Raw genomic sequence first — 21996 nt, forward strand, 5'->3', positions numbered from 1 at the left:
TTCATAAGATTACCGCTATGAAATAAAATGAAAATCAAGTGATCAATCTATAAACTATCTCGAGTATGACAGGGAATAGCGGCTCTTTGTCAACTAATGTTGGTGAAGAAAATCTAAAGAATTAAATCGATTAATATGATTCCTAGAGGAAATTTCCTCTAGGTTTTTCTATTTTCTTGAAAAAGAATAGTGCCAAAACATAAAGAAATTCTCAACTTAAAATTGTAAAAGTTACGAAACCCATAAGCATTTCTCTTCAACACTTTAATATGGTTGTTTAAACATTCCAATGGTCCATTAGAATAAGGCAATTCTAGCGCATTTTTAATTTCATTTTTGTACTTCTTAAAAGTACCAATAGTCGTTTGGTAATAGGTAGGAAGACGACAAAAATCTTCGTCTAATAGTGCATAAAACCGAGCAAAATCTCTTGTCTGTACGGCATAAAGAAAGTCCTGATAACAGGTGTAGCCACTTTTCAATTCGTCATCATACGCAAGTAAACGATCCACGACTTCTGTTTCAGTTAAATAGGTGCGGAAGGAAGAACGCCAAAGGCGTTTTTCAAAATCAAGCTTCGACTGATTTTTTTGAAGAAGTTTCCAGTATTTCTTCAAGTGTCGATATTTTTTTGCTTCTGTATTTCCCTGATGAAGAAATGTATTCATTCTCTGAATACGGTGCTTTAAAAAGGTTCGGCTGATGAGTTGGACAATATGAAAGCGATCAAGAATAATCTGAGCCGTCGGAAATAACTTTTTAACGAGAGAAAAATAAGGGGCATACATATCGCAAACAATATACTTAACCGTTTTACGAACAGCCAAAGGAAAACGTGAAAAATACCGCTCTAGAAAAGGGAGCTGACGATTTTCAACGACATCAATTAACTGCTTTGTTTGACCATCCATCATGATAAAACTCATAGAAGTGGTTTTTTTGAGTCTATCGGCAATGGATAGCTTCACTTTAGTTGAAATCGAACAATGTTTTTCAACAAGACTCGTTTTAGCAACGAACGATCGATTACAGGAGTAACAGAAGAAACGGCGTTTCTTCAATCGTAAATACGTTTGATACTCCGAAACATCATTCAGTAAAATCAGACAAGTTGTAAAGCCCCAACGTATAATGGCGGCATTCTCTTTCGATTCACAATGAGGACAAACATGAGCAGCATAATCGAGCGTACCTGAGAAGACCTGACAGATTCTACCTTTGATTCGTTCTTTTTTTAAGCCATTTTCATTAAAAGTAATGTTTAAGTCTAGAATATCTAAGGTTTCTTTGATAAGATTGGTGTAGGACATCTTGATTTCCTCCTTTTCGAATGGTTTTAGACGACTTAATTCTAAAGGATATCAGGGTGTCTTTTCTATTATTTTGCATTAAAAAGATGCCGGTGATTTCTCACCAACATCAGAAAGTATAGAGCCGGAATAGCATGAGGTCGATTACTTGATTTTTTTAGAAGCATTGAAAAAAGCGCATACTTCTTATTCGGTTTTTAAGGAGCTGAACTTGGGATCTAGATCCTAAGCTCAGCTCCTTTCTTTTTTGACGAACATTATGCGCTAAGATTGTTTATTTATTTTTAGTAGCTCTAAAGTGAAACTAAGATATTTAGTGGTAATTTTTATTCTTTTTTGCTAACTTATCGTAGCCTAAGACTGCTAAAAAGGCAATGCCATCAGCTAAAGTTGTTAAGACACGGAAGATAACCATTGCAAAGGTTATGGTTCCTTCATTGATTAATCCGCCAGTTGCACCAGCCATCACCGCTTCTCTAATCCCGATACCAGCAGGAGCACCTGGAGTTACAAAACCTACTAACCAAGAAAAAGTATAGGCAGAAAATAAACTTAAAAATAGATTTAGATCAAGTGATACTCCAACCACATAAACGAGTACAACAATGAACAATAAACTTTGAATCAGCATAGTTAAAATATAGTAAGCTAAGCAAATAAACAGACTTTTAACAGTGGACTTGGTAAATAGGTAACGATATTTTAAAAAAATTGGTTGAATTTTGTTTCTCAAAACATAGAGTATTGTTCCTATAAAAAGAATAAGTAATAGACAGAAGCCTAATGTCAATCCGAGTGGCAGATTTTTAAAAAAATCAGCAAATAAATTATTTTTAAAAAGGTAAATAGAGGCCAAAACAATTCCAGCTAAAACATTTACCGCAACATCGAATATGGTAGCTGCTGCAACTTGAATATGAGAAATGTTCATTTTAGAAGCAAGTTGGTTTCTACCAACATATTGAAAAACATTACCTGGTAGATATTTTAATAAATTAGATTTTGTATAAACCTTTGTTGTATCAAGCCAAGGCATGTTTTCTTTGGAAAACATCTCTACCAATGTTTTCCAAGGAAAACAGTTTAAAATAATGATAATGCTCAAAATAATTGTAACAATCAATACAATAGAAATATCTTTTTGATTAAATATTTCTGAATAATCTAAGTCAGTTGAAAACAATTTTTTAAAGACAAAATAAATAGCAATCAAAGTAATAATATTTCCACAAATGTTAAACGCTTTTTTTAATAATTTATTCATAAAAGTCTCTCTTCCTACTAAAGTATCATCCTTGATTTTACTCTAAAAACTTCTATAGAGCAAATCTGATTTTATCTATCTTTTTTAATTACACATATCGCTATAATTCATTTAATATAAAAATCTATTTTTAATGAAATGATTTTTTTTCATTTCTTAATTTGAGCTTTTTTGAGAGCTATTTGATTTATTAATTTCAATCATGTAGAATATGTGCGATACTGGTTTGAATAAAAAATTGGAGGAATACCATGAAAAAAAGGTCTATAGTGTATACATCTCTTTGTACATATCTTATTCTTAGTAATTTTGTTCCTATGATTCAAGTAAATGCTGAAATTGTTGAATCATCAGAAAGTACAGTTGCGTCCTTCGATTCAACAAAAACGACTACTGAACAGAATATAGAATCATCTGCAGTAACTAGTGACACATTGACATCAGAAACAGATAAAACTTTTGATACTACTGAAATGTCTAGGACTGATGATGTTAAAGCTGAAGAGGACAACCTAACAGAAGAAGTTGATGATTATTATGAACCTTCTGTTGGAAGTCGTTCTGATTTAACTACTGAACCATCGATTAACAGTCGAATGACAAGAAATACAATAGACATAGTTAAGGCGGGTGAAAATAATCGACCAGCAGCTAATTTTATTGATATTTCTTCTCATAATGAAAATATTTCAGTTAACCAATTCCAAATGATGAAATCATATGGTGTGACAGGTGTGGTTGTGAAATTGACTGAAGGAGTAACTTACTTCAATTCTTATGCAAAATCACAAATCCAGAACGCTAAATTAGCTGGTATGACTGTTTCTGTTTATCATTATAGCCACTATACTTCTAGAGCAGGTGCAGTATCTGAAGCTACTTATTTTGCAAACAAAGCAAATGAATTAGGTTTAACTAAAACTACAGTAATGGTTTCAGATATTGAAGAGCCATCAATGAATACAGCAAATTTAAATGCTAATACAACTGCTTTTAAAGAAAAATTGAATTCATTGGGATATGGTAGTGTGGCGTACTATATGTCTAGAAGTTGGCTAGATATTGCAGGCGGAAATTTTAAAACGAATATTTTTGGAAAAGGAAATATTTGGGTAGCTCAATATCCTTTTACACCTACTGCTTCTCAAAAATGGAATAATGATTATAGCGCTTGGCAATGGTCATCGAATTTTTATTTCCCTGGTATCGCTCATCCATTTGATATTAATACGGATTATACGGGGCTGTTTACTGGTGATAGTGGGTGGGATAATTCTATTCCTGTGACAGGATCGACAAAGATAACGGACAAAAGCGGAAATGAATCTATCTTTGAAGCAACGGCAAACATTGATGCCGGTGGCTATTCTCCGGCTGAAGTTTATTTTGCGACATGGTCAGAAGATGGAGGCCAAGACGATTTAATATGGTATCGTGCACAACGAAATGAAAATGGAACATGGTCAGCTAATATAAATGTCACGAATCATGCTAAAGCGGGTAAGTATATAGTACACACTTATGCAAAAATGAACAGAAATACCCAAATTGGTGTCTCGTCTAATACATTTAATGTTACGCAGCCAAGCATGAACGTAGAGACAACAACGTATAATAAAGAGACAAATAGTTTTGATGTAATAGTAACACCAACCACCGTCTCAGGAGTGAAAAATATCCGTATACCCGTGTGGAGTCAAGCAGATCGTTCTGATCTAATTTGGTATACGGCAACCAGACAAACAAATGGCACCTATAAAGTAAAAGTAAATATAAAAGATCACAAATATAATACTGGCAATTACACAGTGCATGCTTACTTATATTCTAACAATGGACTGGTGAACGGAACGGTTGCAACTCCAGTTGAAGTTTCTTGGTCTTTGACAGGTAAAACAACGATTAAAGATACAAATGGCAAAGAAACAACTTATAAAGCCACCACAACAGTTAACCAAGGAAATTATCAAGGAGCTATGACTGTATATGTAGCTACGTGGTCAGGTAATGATTTGAAGTGGTATGTAGCTTCTAAAAATAGTGATGGAACCTATAATACAACAATTGATATCAAGAATCATAAAAATGCGGGAAAATATTTTGCGGATACCTACGTGAAATTATCAAATGGCACAATGCAATGTATCTCTTCAGATACATTTAATGTTACACCGCCAAACATGAACGTAAAAACCACGACGTATAACAAAGAGACAAATAGTTTTGATGTAATAGTAACACCAACCACCGTCTCAGGAGTAAAAAATATCCGTATACCTGTGTGGAGTCAAGCAGATCGTTCTGATCTAATTTGGTATACGGCAACCAGACAAACAAATGGCACCTATAAAGTAAAAGTAGATATAAAAGATCACAAATATAATACTGGCAATTACACAGTGCATGTTTACTTATATTCTAACAATGGACTGGTGAACGGAACGGTTGCAACTCCAGTTGAGGTTTCTTGGTCTTTGACAGGTAAAACAACGATTAAAGATACAAATGGCAAAGAAACAACTTATAAAGCCACCACAACAGTTAACCAAGGAAATTATCAAGGAGCTATGACTGTATATGTAGCTACGTGGTCAGGTAATGATTTGAAGTGGTATGTAGCTTCTAAAAATAGTGATGGAACCTATAATACAACAATTGATATCAAGAATCATAAAAATGCGGGAAAATATTTTGCGGATACCTACGTGAAATTATCAAATGGCACAATGCAATGTATCTCTTCAGATACATTTAATGTTACACCGCCAAACATGAACGTAAAAACCACGACGTATAACAAAGAGACAAATAGTTTTGATGTAATAGTAACACCAACCACCGTCTCAGGAGTAAAAAATATCCGTATACCTGTGTGGAGTCAAGCAGATCGTTCTGATCTAATTTGGTATACGGCAACCAGACAAACAAATGGCACCTATAAAGTAAAAGTAGATATAAAAGATCACAAATATAATACTGGCAATTACACAGTGCATGTTTACTTATATTCTAACAATGGACTGGTGAACGGAACGGTTGCAACTCCGGTTGAAGTAAAATAATGTTGAATAATATCCACTAAAAGTACGTATTTTTTATATAATGAAATACATTTTAGTGGATATTTATTTTTTCTTAATAGTTTACTGTATAAACTAAAGAATTCTTGCTTTTCAACGGCAATTTAAGTAAAATGTTAGTATTGGTTAAAAAGTGAGGTAGGATACAAAAACTGATTTATTAAAACAAAAAGGCTTCATTTGGAAGGATAGATAAAATGTTAAAAGACTTATTTTCTTTTTTTACAGAAATTTTCAAAAACCGAAAACTATTGATACAATTTTCGTATAATGATTTCAAGTCACGTTATGCAGGATCTATGTTCGGGATTATATGGGCATTTATTAACCCTTTAGTTATGGTATTCACTTATTGGTTTGTTTTTGGCTTTGGATTGAAAGCTGTACCAACAGAAGGAATTCCATTTATTGTTTATTTAGTAACAGGGATTGTGCCATGGTTCTTTTTCTCTGATGTGTTATCAAGTGGGACAGGTGTTTTCAGAGAGTATAGCTATTTAGTAAAAAAAGTAGTGTTCAATATAAAAATACTACCTACTGCTAAGTTAATATCAAATTTATATACTCATCTGTTCTTTTTAGCAGTAACGTTTATTCTCACATTTATTTACGGAATTTTTCCGACAGCTCAAACGATTCAAATTATTTATTATCTAATTTGCATGAGTGCATTTTTGACTGGACTAACTTGGATTACTGCATCAATTCAACCATTTTTTTCTGATATTAGTCAATTTATAGCAGTAATCATGCAGGCATTGATGTGGTCAGTACCTATTTTATGGAGTCCACAAAACTTTCCAGTTTGGGTAATCAAGATTTTAAAATTTAATCCTATGTATTATGTTATCAATGGATATCGTGAAGCATTCTTAGGTCAAGGTTGGTTCTGGCAACATTGGGCACAAACTGTTTATTTTTGGATTATTACATTTATATTGTTATTAGTGGGTTCTGTTGTTTTCAAACGATTGAGACCACACTTTTCGGATGTTTTATAAAATAGGATTGGAGATTGACTTATGTCTGATTATGCAATTGAAATAAAAGATTTAACTAAAACGTATAATATGTATGCAAAACCCAAAGATCGTATGAAAGAAGCTTTGAATCCTTTAAAGAAAAGCTATCATGATATATTTTATGCATTAAAAGATGTCAATATTGTTGTTGAAAAAGGTGAAATGATCGGTTTTGTAGGTGAAAATGGTTCAGGAAAATCAACTTTACTAAAGATCATTACGGGTGTATTGACACCAACGAGCGGAAGTATTGAAATAGACGGGAAAATTGCCGCTTTATTAGAGCTGGGATCAGGATTTAATCCAGAATATAATGGATATGAAAATATCTATCTAAATGGAATGGTTCTAGGTTTTTCTAGAGAAGAAATTGACGGAATGATCGAAGATATTATTGCCTTTGCAGATATTGGTGATCATATCAATCAACCCGTAAAAACATATTCAAGCGGGATGTTTGTTCGTCTAGCTTTTGCGGTAGCAATAAACGTAGATCCAGATATTCTGATTGTCGATGAAGCGTTGGCGGTTGGTGACTTAGAGTTCCAATTAAAGTGTATGGAAAAATTCACTGAATTGAGAAATTCTGGGAAAACGATTTTATTTGTTTCACACGATATAAACTCCGTTCGCCGTTTTTGTGACCGAGTTTATTGGCTTAAAAATGGTGAGGTCGTTTCAGAAGGCAAGACGATGGAAGTAACAGAAGAATACGATAATTACTTGAAGAAGAAATCAATTAAATCTGTCGATCGTGAAAAAACAAAAATCGAAGAACACGGTGCACCTGATATTGTTGAAGTAACTAAAGTTGAATTATTGGACAATGATCGTAAACCATTAGAGATGGTACAACAAGATCAAGCCGTTATCGTTCGAGTTGAATATGATGTAAAAGATGATACACTAAAAAGCCCCGTATTGGGCGTTGCTATTCGTACAGTGAACAACCATTACGTTTGCGGATTAAACACATTATTAGATGAATCAACAATTCCTTGGAAAAAGGGAAATAATGTATTCTATCTACACTATAACAAAATGGCCTTATTAAGTGGGGAGTATTACTTTGATATTGCTATTTTTGAAGAAAATGCGACAGTACCGTTAGTATATAAAACAAAATTTTTAAATATGTTTATCACTGGTAAATATGTTGGTGAAGGTATTGTTGTACTAGACCATGAATGGAAGGACTCATTATAAAATGAAGTATGATTTCGATTTATCTCTGGATGAACATACCAGCGTAGGGAAAATCTTGGCTCAAATTGAAGATAATAGTAAAGTTTTAGAGTTTGGACCAGGTAATGGACGTATGACAAAGTATTTAATTGAAGGTAAAAAGTGTGATGTTTCTATTGTAGAGTTCGATCCCGAACTTTACAATTTTGTCATGCAGTTTGCTCAAGATGGGTTTCTTGGAAATATTGAGGACTATGGGTGGACAACATATTTTGCTCAAAAAGAGTTTGATTACATTATATTTGCAGATGTATTAGAACATTTATCTGATTCTGAAAAAGCATTAGAACAAGTTTTGCCTTTTTTAGCCGAAAATGGAAAACTTCTTATCTCATTTCCAAATGTTGCCCATAATTCTGTGTTGATAGATTTATTTAACAATAAATTAAATTGGAATAAATATGGTTTGCTTGATGCAACGCATAACACCTTTTATACACAATCTGGTTTTGAAAAACTATTTCAAAGACTTGGATTAAATATTGTTGTGGAAGACTATACTTATTCTCAAGTTGGTCAAAATGAAATTGATTCAACTTATGAGGATTTACCTTTAACTGTAAGATATGATTTCAAAAATCGCTTGTTTGGTGAAGTTTATCAGTACTTCTACTCATTAACGCTGCAACCAGTTGAAAATCCTGATCGGAAAATACCAGAGAATTCTAATTTTGTAGAACACGTTCGATTAGAATATACCTATTCAGATAGGGTTGAGTCTAATGTTCTGTTATTGAACAACCATACTGGTGAAAGCAAAGAAATGACTATCGATGTTCCAGAAGGCGTTCTTAATGTGAAACTTCTTCCATCTACTCAAGCATCTATTGTGCGTTTTAAAGGTATAGTAGAAGGAAAAGAACTACGCTCGATTGAAAGCAATTCACTGTGGAAAAATGACAGTATCTATCTTTTTGAAAATACAGATGGACACTTTCTTATTGATGGCAAGTATGTAGCAAATCATCAACTGACTCTTATGTTTGATTTCCTTTATGAGGGTGAATTTACAGATATACAGAATCAAGTGATCCATTATTCAGTAAAACAAAAGCAAGAAGTTAATAAACTTCAAGAAGAGCTACTTATTGCTGAGAAAAAGGCAAATGATAAAGTATTATTCATGGCTGAGCGTTATAATGAAGTGATTGCTTCGCAAAAAAACAATGGGTGGATTAACGCGACAACAACACCAAAAAAAGAGCGTGAAAAGTTAATTACTTTAAATATAGAAAGTGTTGAAAATGATGGCGAATTAAATCAAGCAATCATCAAAGGCTGGGGCTTTTCTAATAAAACAAAAGAACCATTACGCTATGCATTGCAAAGTAACGAAGGTTCTTTTTACAAAGTTACCTCTTTGAAACGTCAAGATGTTATCGATATTAATGATTTGCCAGAGGATCAAGAATATGGTTTTATCATAGAAATCGAAAATTATCAGATTGATAAGATGGTTCATTTGATTATTACCACCGCAAATGACGAAAAAATCTATATGCCTGTAAATCGATATAATTTAGCTGAATTGGGTGTTCTTAAAAGAAGTCGAGTTATTTTGGGCGCGATAAGAAGAAAAGGATTTATAGGGGCTTTAAGAGCGTTTAAAGAGCGTAATGATCAACAAGACGCATATGATAGATGGATTCTTGCAAATGAACAATATGACAGCGAGAAGATTCTCGAAGAAATAACTCAATGGTCTTTTCAACCTAAAATTTCTATTGTTATTCCTGTTTATAATGTAGAGGAAAAATGGTTAAATGTATGTATCGAGTCTCTAAAAAATCAGTTTTATAAAAACTGGGAACTTTGTATCGCAGATGATGCTTCGTCAAAAGAATATATCAAACCGTTATTAGAAGAATTTATGGCCAAAGATGACCGTATCAAGGTTGTTTTCCGTGACCAAAATGGGCATATATCTGAAGCGACTAACTCTGCATTAGGTATCGCAACTGGAGATTACATTGGTTTTATGGATAATGACGATGAACTTGCGCCAAATGCTCTTTTCGAAGTTGTGAAAGCGTTGAATGAAGATAAAGAAATTGACTTCATCTATACCGATGAAGATAAAATCAGTACTAGAGGGAAACGCTTCGATCCATTCTTTAAACCTGACTGGAATTCAGAGCTATTATTAGGTCATAATTATATCACTCACTTTGTGGTTGTGAAAAAAGATTTGGTTCTTCAGCGTGTGGGTGGTTTAAGAGATGAATTTAATGGTAGTCAAGATTACGATTTCGTATTAAGAGCAACAGAAGCTGCAAATAAGATCCATCATATACCAAAGATCCTTTATCATTGGAGAACAGTTGAAACTTCTGTAGCTTTTGATCCTCAAAGCAAAGAGTATGCTTACGTTGCAGGTCAAAAAGCGATAGAAGCAGCTTTAGCAAGAAGAGACATTTCAGCGACTGTTCAAATGACAAAAAATTATGGTGCATATAAAGTTAATTACCAGTTCAATGTTAAACCTAAAGCGAGTATTTTATTTGTAGGTCCTAAAGAAAAAGCCATAGAAGCGTTAAAACGATTCATTGATAAGACTTATTACAATAATGTAGAATTTATAATGCCAGCGAATATGAGAGAATCAGTTGAGCATTTAGATAATCGAATTACTTTTGTGGAAGGTGAAACATTAAATCAACAGGCTGTAGATGCCAATGGAGAGTATCTTGCGTTTGTCAATGTTTTCGTTGAACCTGAAAATTCAAGATGGCTTAATGAATTGATGAATCTAGGTCAAAAAAATGATATCGGACTTGTAGGTGGTAAGGTAATTAATCAGTTTGATACAATATTAAATGTTGGTGTTTCAGTTGATCAAGATAAAAAAGTATTGGAATATGAACAACGTGGTGTATCAAATAAATCAATCGGCTATTATTTCCGTCCAGCGCTACCTAGAGAACTACAAGCTGTAACTGAAGACTGCATATTGATTCGCAAATCAGATTTTGAAAAAGTTTCAGGTTTTGATGAGTCTGTAGGTTTCCAACTGATGGGAGCTGATTTATCTCTTAAAATGCAAACTATCTCTAAGAAAGTTGTGTTCACTCCTTACGCAGAAATGGTAGCAGTAGAAGGAATCAATCACTTAGAAGGAAAAGAGCACGCGAAGAAATTAGTCGAAAAATGGTCCTCTGATCAGTTGAGTGATGGATACAAAAATCCTAATACTCTAAATTAAGGAGTTCTTATGAATAAAAAATTAAAAGTCTGTATCGACAGTATAATGAAAAACGGTAAAGATAAAAGTCTTGTGATCACTGGTTGGGGACTAGATGAAGAAATTAAAGAAAGTCCTGAGATTCGTATTGAGTCAGACTCACAAATCCTCTTTGATAAGCAATCTGTTTATCGTGGTGACGTAAACGGACTCTACAAGCTTGATAGCAACCAGGAACTGGGCTTTGTTTTGACTATCCAATCAAAAGGAAAACTTGATGCGTTTAACTTAGTTTTTCACACAGAAAACGAGAAAATTATCAAGAAAATTGAAGTAGATGGAAACTATCCTTTAGTGCCTGGCTCAGAGAAAGTATGGAAAAAGAAGTTACAACTTATCCGTAAAGGTTTAGGCTACTTAAAAAGAAACGGGCTCCGAAGTACCGTTCAACGTATAAAATTAAAAGGTATTTCAATACCTTCAAATGAAGACTACTTGACTTGGATAAAAGAAAATGAGCAATGGGATCTTCAGCAGATAAAAGAAGAAATTTCGATGTTTGATTATCAGCCTAAAATTTCTGTATTGATGCCTGTTTATAATGTTGAACAAAAATGGCTTGAAAAATGTATTCAGTCCGTTCAAGCCCAATTTTATGATAATTGGGAATTATGTATTAGTGATGATGCATCAACGGATACAAACGTAAGAAAAATTTTAGAGAAATTTGTAAAGCAAGATTCTCGAATAAAAGTAGTTTATCGTCCTAAAAATGGACATATCAGTAAAGCAACTAATTCTGCTTTAGAGATTTCAACAGGTGAGTTTGTCGCATTATTGGATAATGATGATGAGCTTGCGCCAATTGCATTGTATGAAGTAGTTAAATTGCTGAATCAATATCCTGATTTAGACTTGATTTATAGTGATGAAGATAAAATTGACATGCAAGGAAATCGATTTGAGCCTGCTTTCAAGCCAGATTGGTCACCAGATTTGTTATTAGGAACGAATTACATTTCTCATTTAGGCGTGTATCGTCGTTCCATTATGGAAGAAATTGGCGGATTCAGAGTAGGTCTTGAAGGATCGCAAGATTATGATTTAGTATTGCGATTTACCGAAAAAACGACTGCTAGTAAAATTGCTCATATTCCTAAAATTCTCTATTATTGGCGAGTATTACCAACTTCCACTGCAGCAGATCAATCAACCAAGGGCTATGCCTTTGAAGCAGGTAGAAAGGCATTGGAAGATGCTCTAGCTAGAAGAGAAATCAAGGGGACCGCCACACATGCCGCCGGTAATGGCTTGTTTGATGTGAATTATGATCTTTTATCCGAAGATCTAGTGAGTATTATTATTCCTACGAAAAATGGCTATGATGATATGAAACGATGCTTACACTCAATAGTGAAGAAGACAAGCTACACTAATTATGAAATCATTGTAGCTGATAATGGAAGTACAGATCCTAAAATGAATCAGTTATATGAGGAATTTAAGGAGAAACTTTCTGAACGCATAATAATTGAGTCGATTGATATCCCTTTTAATTATTCAAGAATCAATAATTTAGCGGCTAAAAAGGCTTCTGGTAAATATTTACTCTTCTTAAATAATGATACAGAAGTGATCACAACTGATTGGCTGAGACGAATGGTTTCTGTCGCCCAATTAAACCGAATTGGGTGTGTTGGTGCTAAGTTATATTATCCTAACCATACAATTCAACATGCAGGAGTTATTTTAGGGTTAGGCGGAGCTGCTGGGCATGGGCATCATACATTCCCACGTGGTGACTTTGGTTACTTTGGAAAGCTAGAAATAAATGTGAATTATTTGGCTGTGACAGCTGCTTGTTTAATGATTAAGAAAAGTGATTTTGATGAAGTTGATGGATTTGATGAATCGTTAACGGTTGCTTTCAATGATGTAGATCTGTGTTTAAAAGTTCATGAATTAGGACGAGATAATATCTGGCTTCACAATGTTGAACTTTTTCATTTTGAATCACAATCAAGAGGACATGAAGACACACCAGAGAAACTTAAGAGATTCCAAGAAGAGACAAAGCTAATGGAAGCTAGGTGGGGAAATTATATAGAGGTGGATCCATACTATAATCCTAATCTAACTAGAACAGCTGGAGACTTTGGTGTTAGGATCCATTAAGTATTAAAAAAATAATCAGCTAGTATGAACTTGGGATTGAACAAGAATCATACTAGTTGTTTTTTCATTTACTTGATAATTTTATTGTAGTAGCTTTAGGTTATAAGTAGTCTCTGTTCTATGTAAATTTAATAAATAATTGGAAAAATTATATTTGATATAGATAATCTTGAGTGGTACAATACTTCCGACTGGAGGGACCAAGATGACAAAAGTAATCGCCCACCGCGGTAGCAAAGGAACACACCCAGAAAATACTCTGGCAGCCTTTAAAGAAGCTATTCGAGTCGGTTCAGATGGTATCGAGTTAGATGTCCAATTATCAAAAGACGGTCAGTTGATCATTATCCATGATGAAACACTTGATCGCACTACGAATGGCCACGGAGCAGTGGGGGCATTAACATTAGCAGAATTAAAACAATTAGATGCTGGTAGCTGGTTCACCAAAAATCCAATCTTTCAAGAAATCCCGACTTTAGAGGAAGTCCTGATGCTACTTAAAGAAGAAAACTTTTCTGGTTTATTGAATATTGAAATCAAAACAGATCAGGTTCACTATGAAGGGATCGAATCAAAGCTTGTTCAGCTTTTGCAGTCCCAACCTTGGACTTTCGATTATATGTATTCAAGTTTTTATTTTAAAAGTTTAGAAAAAGTTTGGGAAATAGAAAAAAATCAAAAAATTGCGTCAGTATTCAGGTTATCAGAAAAGGATGAACAACGAGCGCTTCAAACAGCTTTTATTGCAGGGATTCATCCTAAAATCGATTGGGTACTGGAACACATAGAAGATTTAGCTGATTTTCCTAAAGCAATTCGGCCTTGGACAGTGAATGAGGAAGAGAAGATGGCTCTTTGTTTTGCCTATCATTTGGCAGGGATTCATACAGATTTTCCAGAGTTAGCGATGCAAGTACGTGAATCGATGCAAAAAAAAGGATGAAAAAATTGGAAAAAGTATTAGTAATCGTAGGACCAACGGCAGTTGGAAAAACCTCTTTGAGTATTGAATTAGCAAAAAAATTAAACGGAGAAATTATTAGCGGCGATTCGATGCAAGTCTATAGACAGCTGGATATCGGTACAGCAAAGGCAACAGAAGAAGAACGTGCAGGAATTGTCCATCATCTGATTGATTGCCGTGATTTAACAGAAACCTATTCTGTAGCAGATTTTCAAAAAGAAGGACGTCAGGCAATTGACAAAATCATCGCAAAAGGCAAATTACCAATTGTTGTTGGTGGGACAGGTCTGTATATTCAAGCCTTGCTGTATGATTTTGAACTAGGCGCTAAGGATGAGTCTACAGAGCTCAAAGAGAAATATCAAACAGTTGCCGAGACATATGGTAATCAACATCTGTGGGAAATACTGCAGGAGAAAGATCCTCTAGCTTCTGAAAGTATTCATTTTAATAATCGAAAAAAAGTGATTCGAGCTTTGGAAGTGTTTGATAAAACTGGTTATAGTATTTTAACACCGAAGAAAACACCTAAGCCGCTGTATGATTATTTTTTAGTAGGCTTAGAGACAGACCGAGCTAATCTTTATGATAGAATCAATACTAGAGTAGAACGGATGCTTACTGAGGGGCTTTTAAAAGAAGCTGAGCTACTTTACAAAAAGCAAACACAACAATCGACCCAAGGAATTGGCTATAAGGAGTTTTTTCCTTATTTTGAAGGAAAAGTAACCTTAGAGGAAGCTGTACAACAAGTGAAGCAAAATTCAAGAAGATATGCGAAAAGGCAGTTGACCTGGTTTAAAAATCGTATGAATACCAGCTGGTGGGATTTAGTACAAAAGCCTACTAGTAGTGTAGAGCTAGAAAAAGAAATCAAAGACTGGCTGGGTTCTTCGGAGGGATAAAAAATGGACAAAACAACAGAAAAGGTTATTTTAGTAGGCGTAGAAACAGAGAACAACTATGCCCGTTTCGAGGGTTCCATGAAAGAGTTAAAAAACTTAACGAAAACGGCACAAGGAGACGTCGTGTTTTCCTTAACGCAAAAACGTCCTCGTATCGATTCGCAAACTTTGATCGGTAAAGGGAAAGTAGAAGAGCTAGTACAACTAGTTGATGCTTATGAAGCAGATATTGTCATTTTCAACCATGAACTGACGCCACGACAAAATCAATTGATTGTTGAAGCACTTGGGGTAAAAGTAATCGATCGAGTTCAACTTATCCTGGATATTTTTGCAATGCGGGCTCGTTCAAAAGAAGGGAAGCTGCAAGTTGAGTTGGCACAATTGAATTATTTGCTTCCACGTTTGATTGGCCAAGGAAAACAATTATCCCGCCTAGGTGGCGGCATTGGAACTCGAGGACCTGGGGAAACAAAACTGGAGTCAGATCGCCGACATATTCGTAATAAAATCATAGCCATCAAACGGGAACTAAAAGAAGTGACTGCCCATCGTGAACGAAGCAGGCAAAAGCGTCGTTCATCTGATATTTTTCAAATTGGCTTGATTGGCTACACTAATGCAGGTAAATCAACAATTTTAAATTTATTGACCACAGCTGGGACCTATTCAGAAGATCAACTGTTTGCCACATTAGACCCCTTAACAAAAAAATGGCAGCTGCCACAAGGGATGATTGTGACCATGACAGATACTGTTGGTTTTATTCAAGATTTGCCGACACAATTGATTGAAGCGTTTCAATCGACCTTGGAAGAAAGTCGGAACATGGATCTATTATTGCATGTGGTGGATGCTAGTGCAGAAGACCGCTTACAGCATGAGCAAACGGTAGTTGAATTACTGAATGATTTAGATCTAAAACAGATTCCTGTTTTGACCGTCTATAATAAAAGTGATCAAATCGATGAAGCTGACTTTGTGCCGACTTTATTTCCTAATGTATTAGTTTCTGCTAAGAGTACTTTGGGCAAAGAAGACCTTACAAGAGCAGTTAGAGAAAAAATGATGGAGTTATTAGTTCCATATGAATTTGAGCTAGCTGCGGATCAAGGGCAAGAATTAAGTGAGTTGACGCGCCATACATTACTTTTATCAGAACAGTTTGAAGAAGATAAAAATGCGTACCATGTAAAAGGATTTGCACCGATAAATTCTAAATGGGCTAGATAACTAACTATTTGAGCTATAGGAAAAGATAATGTTAAACAATCAGTCATACTCGATTTGAATCGTTTTTCCATTAAAGGTATTCTAAAAGATACCTTTTTTATTTTTGCTAAAAATATAGCTGAAATTAGAGCTTATTATCAGTTTTTGCTCGATATTTTAGTTTTATGTTAGAAAACCTAACATAAATCATTGACAACGGAAAAAAGTATTGATATTCTATATTTAATCTATCTAGCTATGTAGGTTAGTTTCTATGAAAAAGATAACATCTGTATGTAGCAGATATTGTCAAAAGCTTATTTTCCTATTTTTCGTTTGAAACGACAAGAACCTACTACGCTTTTAAATTAAGAGAGGGGGGTGGATATGAGGGAGAAGGAACTGAGAAGATCAATGTCAGTTTTTCCAATTGGTACAGTTATGAAACTGACTGATTTATCAGCACGTCAAATTCGTTATTACGAAGAGCAGGATTTGATTCATCCAGAAAGAAGTGAAGGAAACCGACGTATGTATTCACTGAATGACATTGATGTATTGTTGGAAATCAAGGATTATTTGTCGGATGGTCTAAATATGGCAGGAATCAAACGTGTCTACGAAATGAAACTGGAAGAACAAATGCACGCCCAAGAATCAAACAAACCGCTGACGGATGAAGATGTTAGGAAAATATTATATGATGAACTTATTTCTCAAGGTGGACTTACTCAACAAAATCCATTCCAATCAAGAGGCCCCAAATTGTAACACTTGAGTTTTATACAAAAAATGAAGGACGTGAAGGATACAATGACGAAGAAACAAGACACAGTAGAAGATATCAAACGAATTGCCGAGGAAGAAAATGTTCGATTTTTACGATTAATGTTTACAGACATTATGGGAACAATCAAAAATGTGGAAGTTCCAGTGAGCCAATTAGACAAAGTGTTAAGTAATAAAATGATGTTTGATGGGTCTTCTATTGAAGGTTTTGTGAGAATTGAAGAAAGCGATATGTATTTGTATCCTGATGTATCGACATGGATGATTTTTCCATGGGAGAGTACACACGGAAAAGTTGCTCGTTTGATCTGTGATATTTATAATCCTGATGGCACTCCTTTTGCAGGAGACCCACGTGGGAATTTAAAGCGTGCGCTTGCTGATATGGAAGCACTAGGTTTTACTTCATTTAACCTTGGTCCAGAGCCAGAATTTTTCTTATTCAAATTGGATGAAGATGGCAAAATCACAACCGATTTAAATGATCGCGGCGGTTACTTTGATTTTGCGCCGACAGATCTTGGTGAAAATTGCCGTAGAGATATCGTTCTTGAACTAGAAAGTCTTGGGTTTGAAGTTGAGGCGTCACATCATGAAGTCGCACCAGGTCAACATGAGATCGACTTTAAATATGCAGATGTTATTGAAGCATGCGATAATATCCAAACCTTTAAATTAGTTGTTAAAACAATTGCTAGAAAACATGGCTTGCACGCAACCTTTATGCCAAAACCATTGTATGGGATCAACGGCTCAGGAATGCACTGCAACATGTCATTATTCAAAGGCGATGAAAATGTCTTTTATGATGAAAATGGTTCAATGCAATTAAGCCAAACTGCGTATCATTTCCTGGGTGGACTATTGAAGCATGCGCGTGCGTACACAGCGGTGTGTAATCCGACAGTTAATTCATACAAACGTTTAGTACCAGGTTACGAAGCACCAGTATATGTTGCATGGAGTGGGCGTAATCGTTCACCATTAGTCCGTGTTCCTGAATCGCGTGGATTGTCCACCCGTTTAGAATTACGCTCTGTTGACCCGTCAGCAAATCCTTATCTAACAATGGCAGCACTTTTACAAGCTGGATTAGATGGGATCAAAAATGAAATCGATCCGCCACAAGCGGTGGACCGTAATATTTATGTGATGAATGAAGAAGAACGAAAAGAAGCACAAATTCATGATTTACCTTCAACACTGCATAATGCCATCAAAGAATTGCGTAAAGATGATGTGATGGTCAATGCACTAGGTGAACACATCTATGTGAACTTTGTTGAAGCGAAACGAATGGAATGGGCTGCTTTCCGCCAAACTGTTTCTGAATGGGAAAGAGAACAATATTTAGAATTATATTAGGCTTGAAATCGTGTGGATAAACCAAAAACTGGTTTATCCATTTTTTTATAAAAAAATAGTTTCAGCTCCTAAAGAAAAGTGTGGTATAATTCTAAGTGAGAATAATTCTCAATTAACTTGAAAAGGAGAGCGGATTATGATTGTTCAAACAGTGACATTTATTATAAAAGAAGAAGGTAAAGAGATATTTGAGACGAAAACAAGTAAAGATGTTACCTCTATGTTGGGATTTTCAGGTTGTCTATCAAGTGAATGCTGGTTTTCAGAAGATAAAAATACGTGTGAATTCATGTTGGTTTCGAAATGGGAAAGTAAAAAGGATTTTCAAAATTGGTTGAAACGTCCAGAACATTTACAAGAACATCGAGATGCCCATAAGAATAAAGAAGCGAAACCTTCGATGGTTTTAGAAAAAATCAGAAAAAGCTATGAAGTATTTTCATAGGAATTAGAGCAGAATCTAAGACGACTGTGTTTGTTTTGGGTTCTTTTTTAGGCTCTTTGTCAACTAATGTTGGTGAAGAAAATCTAAAGAATTAAATCGATTAATATGATTCCTAGAGGAAATTTCCTCTAGGTTTTTCTATTTTCTTGAAAAAGAATAGTGCCAAAACATAAAGAAATTCTCAACTTAAAATTGTAAAAATTACGAAACCCATAAGCATTTCTCTTCAACACTTTAATATGGTTGTTTAAACATTCCAATGGTCCATTAGAATAAGGCAATTCTAGCGCATTTTTAATTTTATTTTTGTACTTCTTAAAAGTACCAATAGTCGTTTGATAATAGGTAGGAAGACGACAAAAATCTTCGTCTAATAGTGCACAAAACCGAGCAAAATCTCTTGTCTGTACGGCATAAAGAAAGTCCTGATAACAGGTGTAGCCACTTTTCAATTCGTCATCATACGCAAGTAAACGATCCACGACTTCTGTTTCAGTTAAATAGGTGCGGAAGGAAGAACGCCAAAGGCGTTTTTCAAAATCAAGCTTCGACTGATTTTTTTGAAGAAGTTTCCAGTATTTCTTCAAGTGTCGATATTTTTTTGCTTCTGTATTTCCCTGATGAAGAAATGTATTCATTCTCTGAATACGGTGCTTTAAAAAGGTTCGGCTGATGAGTTGGACAATATGAAAGCGATCAAGAATAATCTGAGTCGTCGGAAATAACTTTTTAACGAGAGAAAAATAAGGGGCATACATATCGCAAACAATATACTTAACCGTTTTACGAACAGCCAAAGGAAAACGTGAAAAATACCGCTCTAGAAAAGGGAGCTGACGATTTTCAACGACATCAATTAACTGCTTTGTTTGACCATCCATCATGATAAAACTCATAGAAGCGGTGACTTGCTTAACTGATTTAAATTCATCAAAACAAAGGACTTCAGGTAAAGTGAGTCGGTTGATTTTTTTAGGTTCATAAAATCGTTTTAGGACACGATAAACAGAAGAGACAGAGACCTTCTTTTGACGCGCAATCTCACTCATAGAAGTGGTTTTTCTGAGTCTATCGGCAATGGATAGCTTCACTTTAGTTGAAATCGAACAATGTTTTTCAACAAGACTCGTTTTAGCAACGAACGATCGATTACAGGAGTAACAGAAGAAACGGCGTTTCTTCAAGCGTAAATACGTTTGATACTCCGAAACATCATTCAGTAAAATCAGACAAGTTGTAAAGCCCCAACGTATAATGGCGGCATTCTCTTTCGATTCACAATGAGGACAAACATGAGCAGCATAATCGAGCGTACCTGAGAAGACCTGACAGATTCTACCTTTGATTCGTTCTTTTTTTAAGCCATTTTCATTAAAAGTAATGTTTAAGTCTAGAATATCTAAGGTTTCTTTGATAAGATTGGTGTAGGACATCTTGATTTCTCCTTTTTGAATGGGTTTAGACGACTTAATTCTAAAGGATATCAGGGTGTCTTTTCTATTATTTTGCATTAAAAAGATGCCGGTGATTTCTCACCAACTGAGCCGACCCCCAAAAGTTAGACCCAAAAATCTAACTTTTGGAGGTCTTTTTGTATGGCAAAATATAGTTTAGAATTCAAATTAAAAATTGTTCAAGAGCATCTTGAAGAAAAAAGAGGAATAAATTGCTTAGCAAAAAAATATGGATTTAATTCTAACACTCAAATAAGAAAGTGGATCCATGCGTATAATGAATTAGGCGAAGAAGGACTACTTCGTAGTCGGAAATGTAGGAATTACTCTGTTCAATTTAAGTTAGATGCGATAGAGTTGTATTTAACTACAGAGTTGTCCTACCAAGAAGTAGCCAATCTTCTCAAAATGAACAATCCATCATTGATTGCGAATTGGCTTAAAACCTATCGTAAGATTGGTATAGATGGACTCTCTAAACAGAAAGGACGTCCACCTACAATGTTTAAGAAGAAACGAAATGAAATCCAACCATTACCAAGTGAACAATCTCAATTAGATAAACTAGAAAAAGAAAATAGAATGTTAAAAATTGAGAATGCCTATTTAAAAGAATTGAGGAGGCTGCGTATAGAGGACGAACAAAAAATGAACGAATCGCGCGAATCATTCACAGCCTCCGAGGATACTTTCGATTAAAAGATATTCTGGAAACCCTAAGGTTTCCAAAATCCACTTACATGTACTGGCAAAAACGCCTCGACAGAACAACTTCAACACAAATGATTGAAGAAGAAATTCAAGCAATTCGTAAAGAACATCAACATTATGGCTATAGAAGAATGACACAAGAATTAAAACGACGTGGATACCAAGTAAATAAAAAGAAAGTACAGCGATTAATTCAAAAGCTACAGTTACAAGTCAAAGCATTTACCAAGAAATCTAGGAAATATAATTCATATAAGGGAACCGTTGGGAAAGTAGCTAAAAACTTGATTCATCGAAGATTCAACACTTCGGTCTCTCATCAAAAAATCACGACGGATACAACTGAATTTAAATACTATGAAACAGATGACGCGGGCATTCTTCGACTGAAAAAACTATATTTAGATCCGTTTATGGATATGTATAACAGTGAAATTCTAAGCTACAGCCTTTCTACTCAACCAAACGGTAAAACAGTTATGGCAGGGTTAGCAGAAGCAATTTCTCAAACAAATGATTGTCCTTATCGCCGCACCTTCCACTCTGATCAAGGCTGGGCTTATCAAATGAATACCTATGTACAGACATTAAAGGACAACCGTATCTTTCAAAGTATGTCTCGGAAAGGAACCTGTTTAGATAATTCTCCTATGGAGAATTTCTTCAGTATTCTAAAGCAAGAATTGTATTATGGCAAAGTCTATCGGAGTCAAAATGAGTTAAGACGAGCAATTGAAAACTATATTTATTATTATAATAATCATCGAATCAAAGAAAAACTTAACTGGAAAAGTCCAGTAGAGTTTCGACAGTTCGATCAAAAAACTGCATAAAAAATAGAGTAGAAAAATCCACTCTATAAAAAGTCTAA

Annotated in this window: 15 protein-coding genes; 12 read left to right on the forward strand and 3 right to left on the reverse strand. The window is 34.7% G+C overall.

Annotated features, from left to right (window positions below; all coding sequences use genetic code 11):
- Positions 1 to 158: 158 nt before the first annotated feature.
- A complete protein-coding gene (locus IGJ55_RS04180; protein WP_430607406.1) occupies positions 159 to 1310 on the reverse strand; it encodes an ISL3 family transposase in 1152 nt (383 codons plus the stop codon).
- 313 nt (positions 1311 to 1623) lie between these two features.
- Entirely contained in the window at positions 1624 to 2574 is a 951-nt protein-coding gene (locus IGJ55_RS04185; protein ID WP_429950380.1) for a hypothetical protein, read from the reverse strand.
- A gap of 251 nt (positions 2575 to 2825) precedes the next feature.
- Here IGJ55_RS04185 and IGJ55_RS04190 point away from each other — a divergent pair, with 251 nt between their 5' ends.
- The 11 genes from IGJ55_RS04190 (at position 2826) to IGJ55_RS04240 (ending at position 18960) form a co-directional block, all read left to right on the forward strand.
- Positions 2826 to 5636, forward strand: a complete 2811-nt coding sequence (locus IGJ55_RS04190) for a GBS Bsp-like repeat-containing protein (protein ID WP_430607410.1) — start codon at positions 2826 to 2828, stop codon at positions 5634 to 5636.
- Between the two features lie 215 nt (positions 5637 to 5851).
- Positions 5852 to 6655, forward strand: a complete 804-nt coding sequence (locus tag IGJ55_RS04195; protein WP_429950384.1) for an ABC transporter permease — start codon at positions 5852 to 5854, stop codon at positions 6653 to 6655.
- Positions 6656 to 6676: 21 nt separating this feature from the next.
- Complete coding sequence (locus IGJ55_RS04200; protein ID WP_429950386.1) at positions 6677 to 7882, forward strand: ABC transporter ATP-binding protein; 1206 nt, start codon at positions 6677 to 6679, stop codon at positions 7880 to 7882.
- Position 7883: 1 nt separating this feature from the next.
- Positions 7884 to 11123: a glycosyltransferase gene (locus IGJ55_RS04205; RefSeq protein ID WP_429950388.1), complete on the forward strand. Its 3240-nt coding sequence runs from the start codon at positions 7884 to 7886 to the stop codon at positions 11121 to 11123.
- A 9-nt stretch (positions 11124 to 11132) separates the two neighbouring features.
- A complete protein-coding gene (locus IGJ55_RS04210) occupies positions 11133 to 13277 on the forward strand; it encodes a glycosyltransferase family 2 protein (protein ID WP_429950390.1) in 2145 nt (714 codons plus the stop codon).
- A 205-nt stretch (positions 13278 to 13482) separates the two neighbouring features.
- Positions 13483 to 14223: a glycerophosphodiester phosphodiesterase gene (locus IGJ55_RS04215; RefSeq protein ID WP_069640525.1), complete on the forward strand. Its 741-nt coding sequence runs from the start codon at positions 13483 to 13485 to the stop codon at positions 14221 to 14223.
- 5 nt (positions 14224 to 14228) lie between these two features.
- Positions 14229 to 15149, forward strand: coding sequence for a tRNA (adenosine(37)-N6)-dimethylallyltransferase MiaA (gene miaA, locus IGJ55_RS04220; protein ID WP_429950392.1), 921 nt, complete (start codon positions 14229 to 14231; stop codon positions 15147 to 15149).
- A 3-nt stretch (positions 15150 to 15152) separates the two neighbouring features.
- Positions 15153 to 16382 carry a GTPase HflX gene (gene hflX / locus IGJ55_RS04225; RefSeq protein WP_430607414.1) on the forward strand — a complete coding sequence of 410 codons (1230 nt, stop codon included), beginning with the start codon at positions 15153 to 15155 and terminating at the stop codon, positions 16380 to 16382.
- A 366-nt stretch (positions 16383 to 16748) separates the two neighbouring features.
- A complete protein-coding gene (locus IGJ55_RS04230; protein WP_010764139.1) occupies positions 16749 to 17132 on the forward strand; it encodes a MerR family transcriptional regulator in 384 nt (127 codons plus the stop codon).
- 42 nt (positions 17133 to 17174) lie between these two features.
- Complete coding sequence (gene glnA, locus IGJ55_RS04235) at positions 17175 to 18515, forward strand: type I glutamate--ammonia ligase (protein ID WP_069640528.1); 1341 nt, start codon at positions 17175 to 17177, stop codon at positions 18513 to 18515.
- A gap of 136 nt (positions 18516 to 18651) precedes the next feature.
- Entirely contained in the window at positions 18652 to 18960 is a 309-nt protein-coding gene (locus tag IGJ55_RS04240) for an antibiotic biosynthesis monooxygenase family protein (protein WP_069640529.1), read from the forward strand.
- Between the two features lie 128 nt (positions 18961 to 19088).
- On the opposite strand, the gene IGJ55_RS04245 is transcribed toward IGJ55_RS04240, so the two are convergent.
- Positions 19089 to 20393, reverse strand: coding sequence for an ISL3 family transposase (locus tag IGJ55_RS04245; protein WP_430607415.1), 1305 nt, complete (start codon positions 20391 to 20393; stop codon positions 19089 to 19091).
- Between the two features lie 162 nt (positions 20394 to 20555).
- On the opposite strand from IGJ55_RS04245, the gene IGJ55_RS04250 reads away from it, so the two are divergent.
- Positions 20556 to 21958 (forward strand): IS3 family transposase gene (locus IGJ55_RS04250; RefSeq protein ID WP_430607417.1). Its coding sequence is split into 2 segments (ribosomal slippage): positions 20556 to 21102 and positions 21102 to 21958, totalling 1404 coding nucleotides; the frame shifts between segments, so codons are not numbered across the junction.
- Positions 21959 to 21996: the final 38 nt, after the last annotated feature.

Origin of the sequence: Enterococcus sp. AZ170, assembly GCF_050545135.1 — a bacterium.
Classification (GTDB): Bacteria; Bacillota; Bacilli; order Lactobacillales; family Enterococcaceae; genus Enterococcus_L; species Enterococcus_L ureilyticus.

Excerpts from the sequence above, each read along its gene's own strand:
- IGJ55_RS04180 (WP_430607406.1), bottom strand. The coding sequence starts at position 1,310 with ATGTCCTACACCAATCTTATCAAAGAAACCTTAGATATTCTAGACTTA.
- IGJ55_RS04185 (WP_429950380.1), bottom strand. The coding sequence starts at position 2,574 with ATGAATAAATTATTAAAAAAAGCGTTTAACATTTGTGGAAATATTATT.
- IGJ55_RS04190 (WP_430607410.1), top strand. The coding sequence starts at position 2,826 with ATGAAAAAAAGGTCTATAGTGTATACATCTCTTTGTACATATCTTATT.
- IGJ55_RS04195 (WP_429950384.1), top strand. The coding sequence starts at position 5,852 with ATGTTAAAAGACTTATTTTCTTTTTTTACAGAAATTTTCAAAAACCGA.
- IGJ55_RS04200 (WP_429950386.1), top strand. The coding sequence starts at position 6,677 with ATGTCTGATTATGCAATTGAAATAAAAGATTTAACTAAAACGTATAAT.
- IGJ55_RS04205 (WP_429950388.1), top strand. The coding sequence starts at position 7,884 with ATGAAGTATGATTTCGATTTATCTCTGGATGAACATACCAGCGTAGGG.
- IGJ55_RS04210 (WP_429950390.1), top strand. The coding sequence starts at position 11,133 with ATGAATAAAAAATTAAAAGTCTGTATCGACAGTATAATGAAAAACGGT.
- IGJ55_RS04215 (WP_069640525.1), top strand. The coding sequence starts at position 13,483 with ATGACAAAAGTAATCGCCCACCGCGGTAGCAAAGGAACACACCCAGAA.
- hflX (WP_430607414.1), top strand. The coding sequence starts at position 15,153 with ATGGACAAAACAACAGAAAAGGTTATTTTAGTAGGCGTAGAAACAGAG.
- IGJ55_RS04230 (WP_010764139.1), top strand. The coding sequence starts at position 16,749 with ATGAGGGAGAAGGAACTGAGAAGATCAATGTCAGTTTTTCCAATTGGT.
- glnA (WP_069640528.1), top strand. The coding sequence starts at position 17,175 with ATGACGAAGAAACAAGACACAGTAGAAGATATCAAACGAATTGCCGAG.
- IGJ55_RS04240 (WP_069640529.1), top strand. The coding sequence starts at position 18,652 with ATGATTGTTCAAACAGTGACATTTATTATAAAAGAAGAAGGTAAAGAG.
- IGJ55_RS04245 (WP_430607415.1), bottom strand. The coding sequence starts at position 20,393 with ATGTCCTACACCAATCTTATCAAAGAAACCTTAGATATTCTAGACTTA.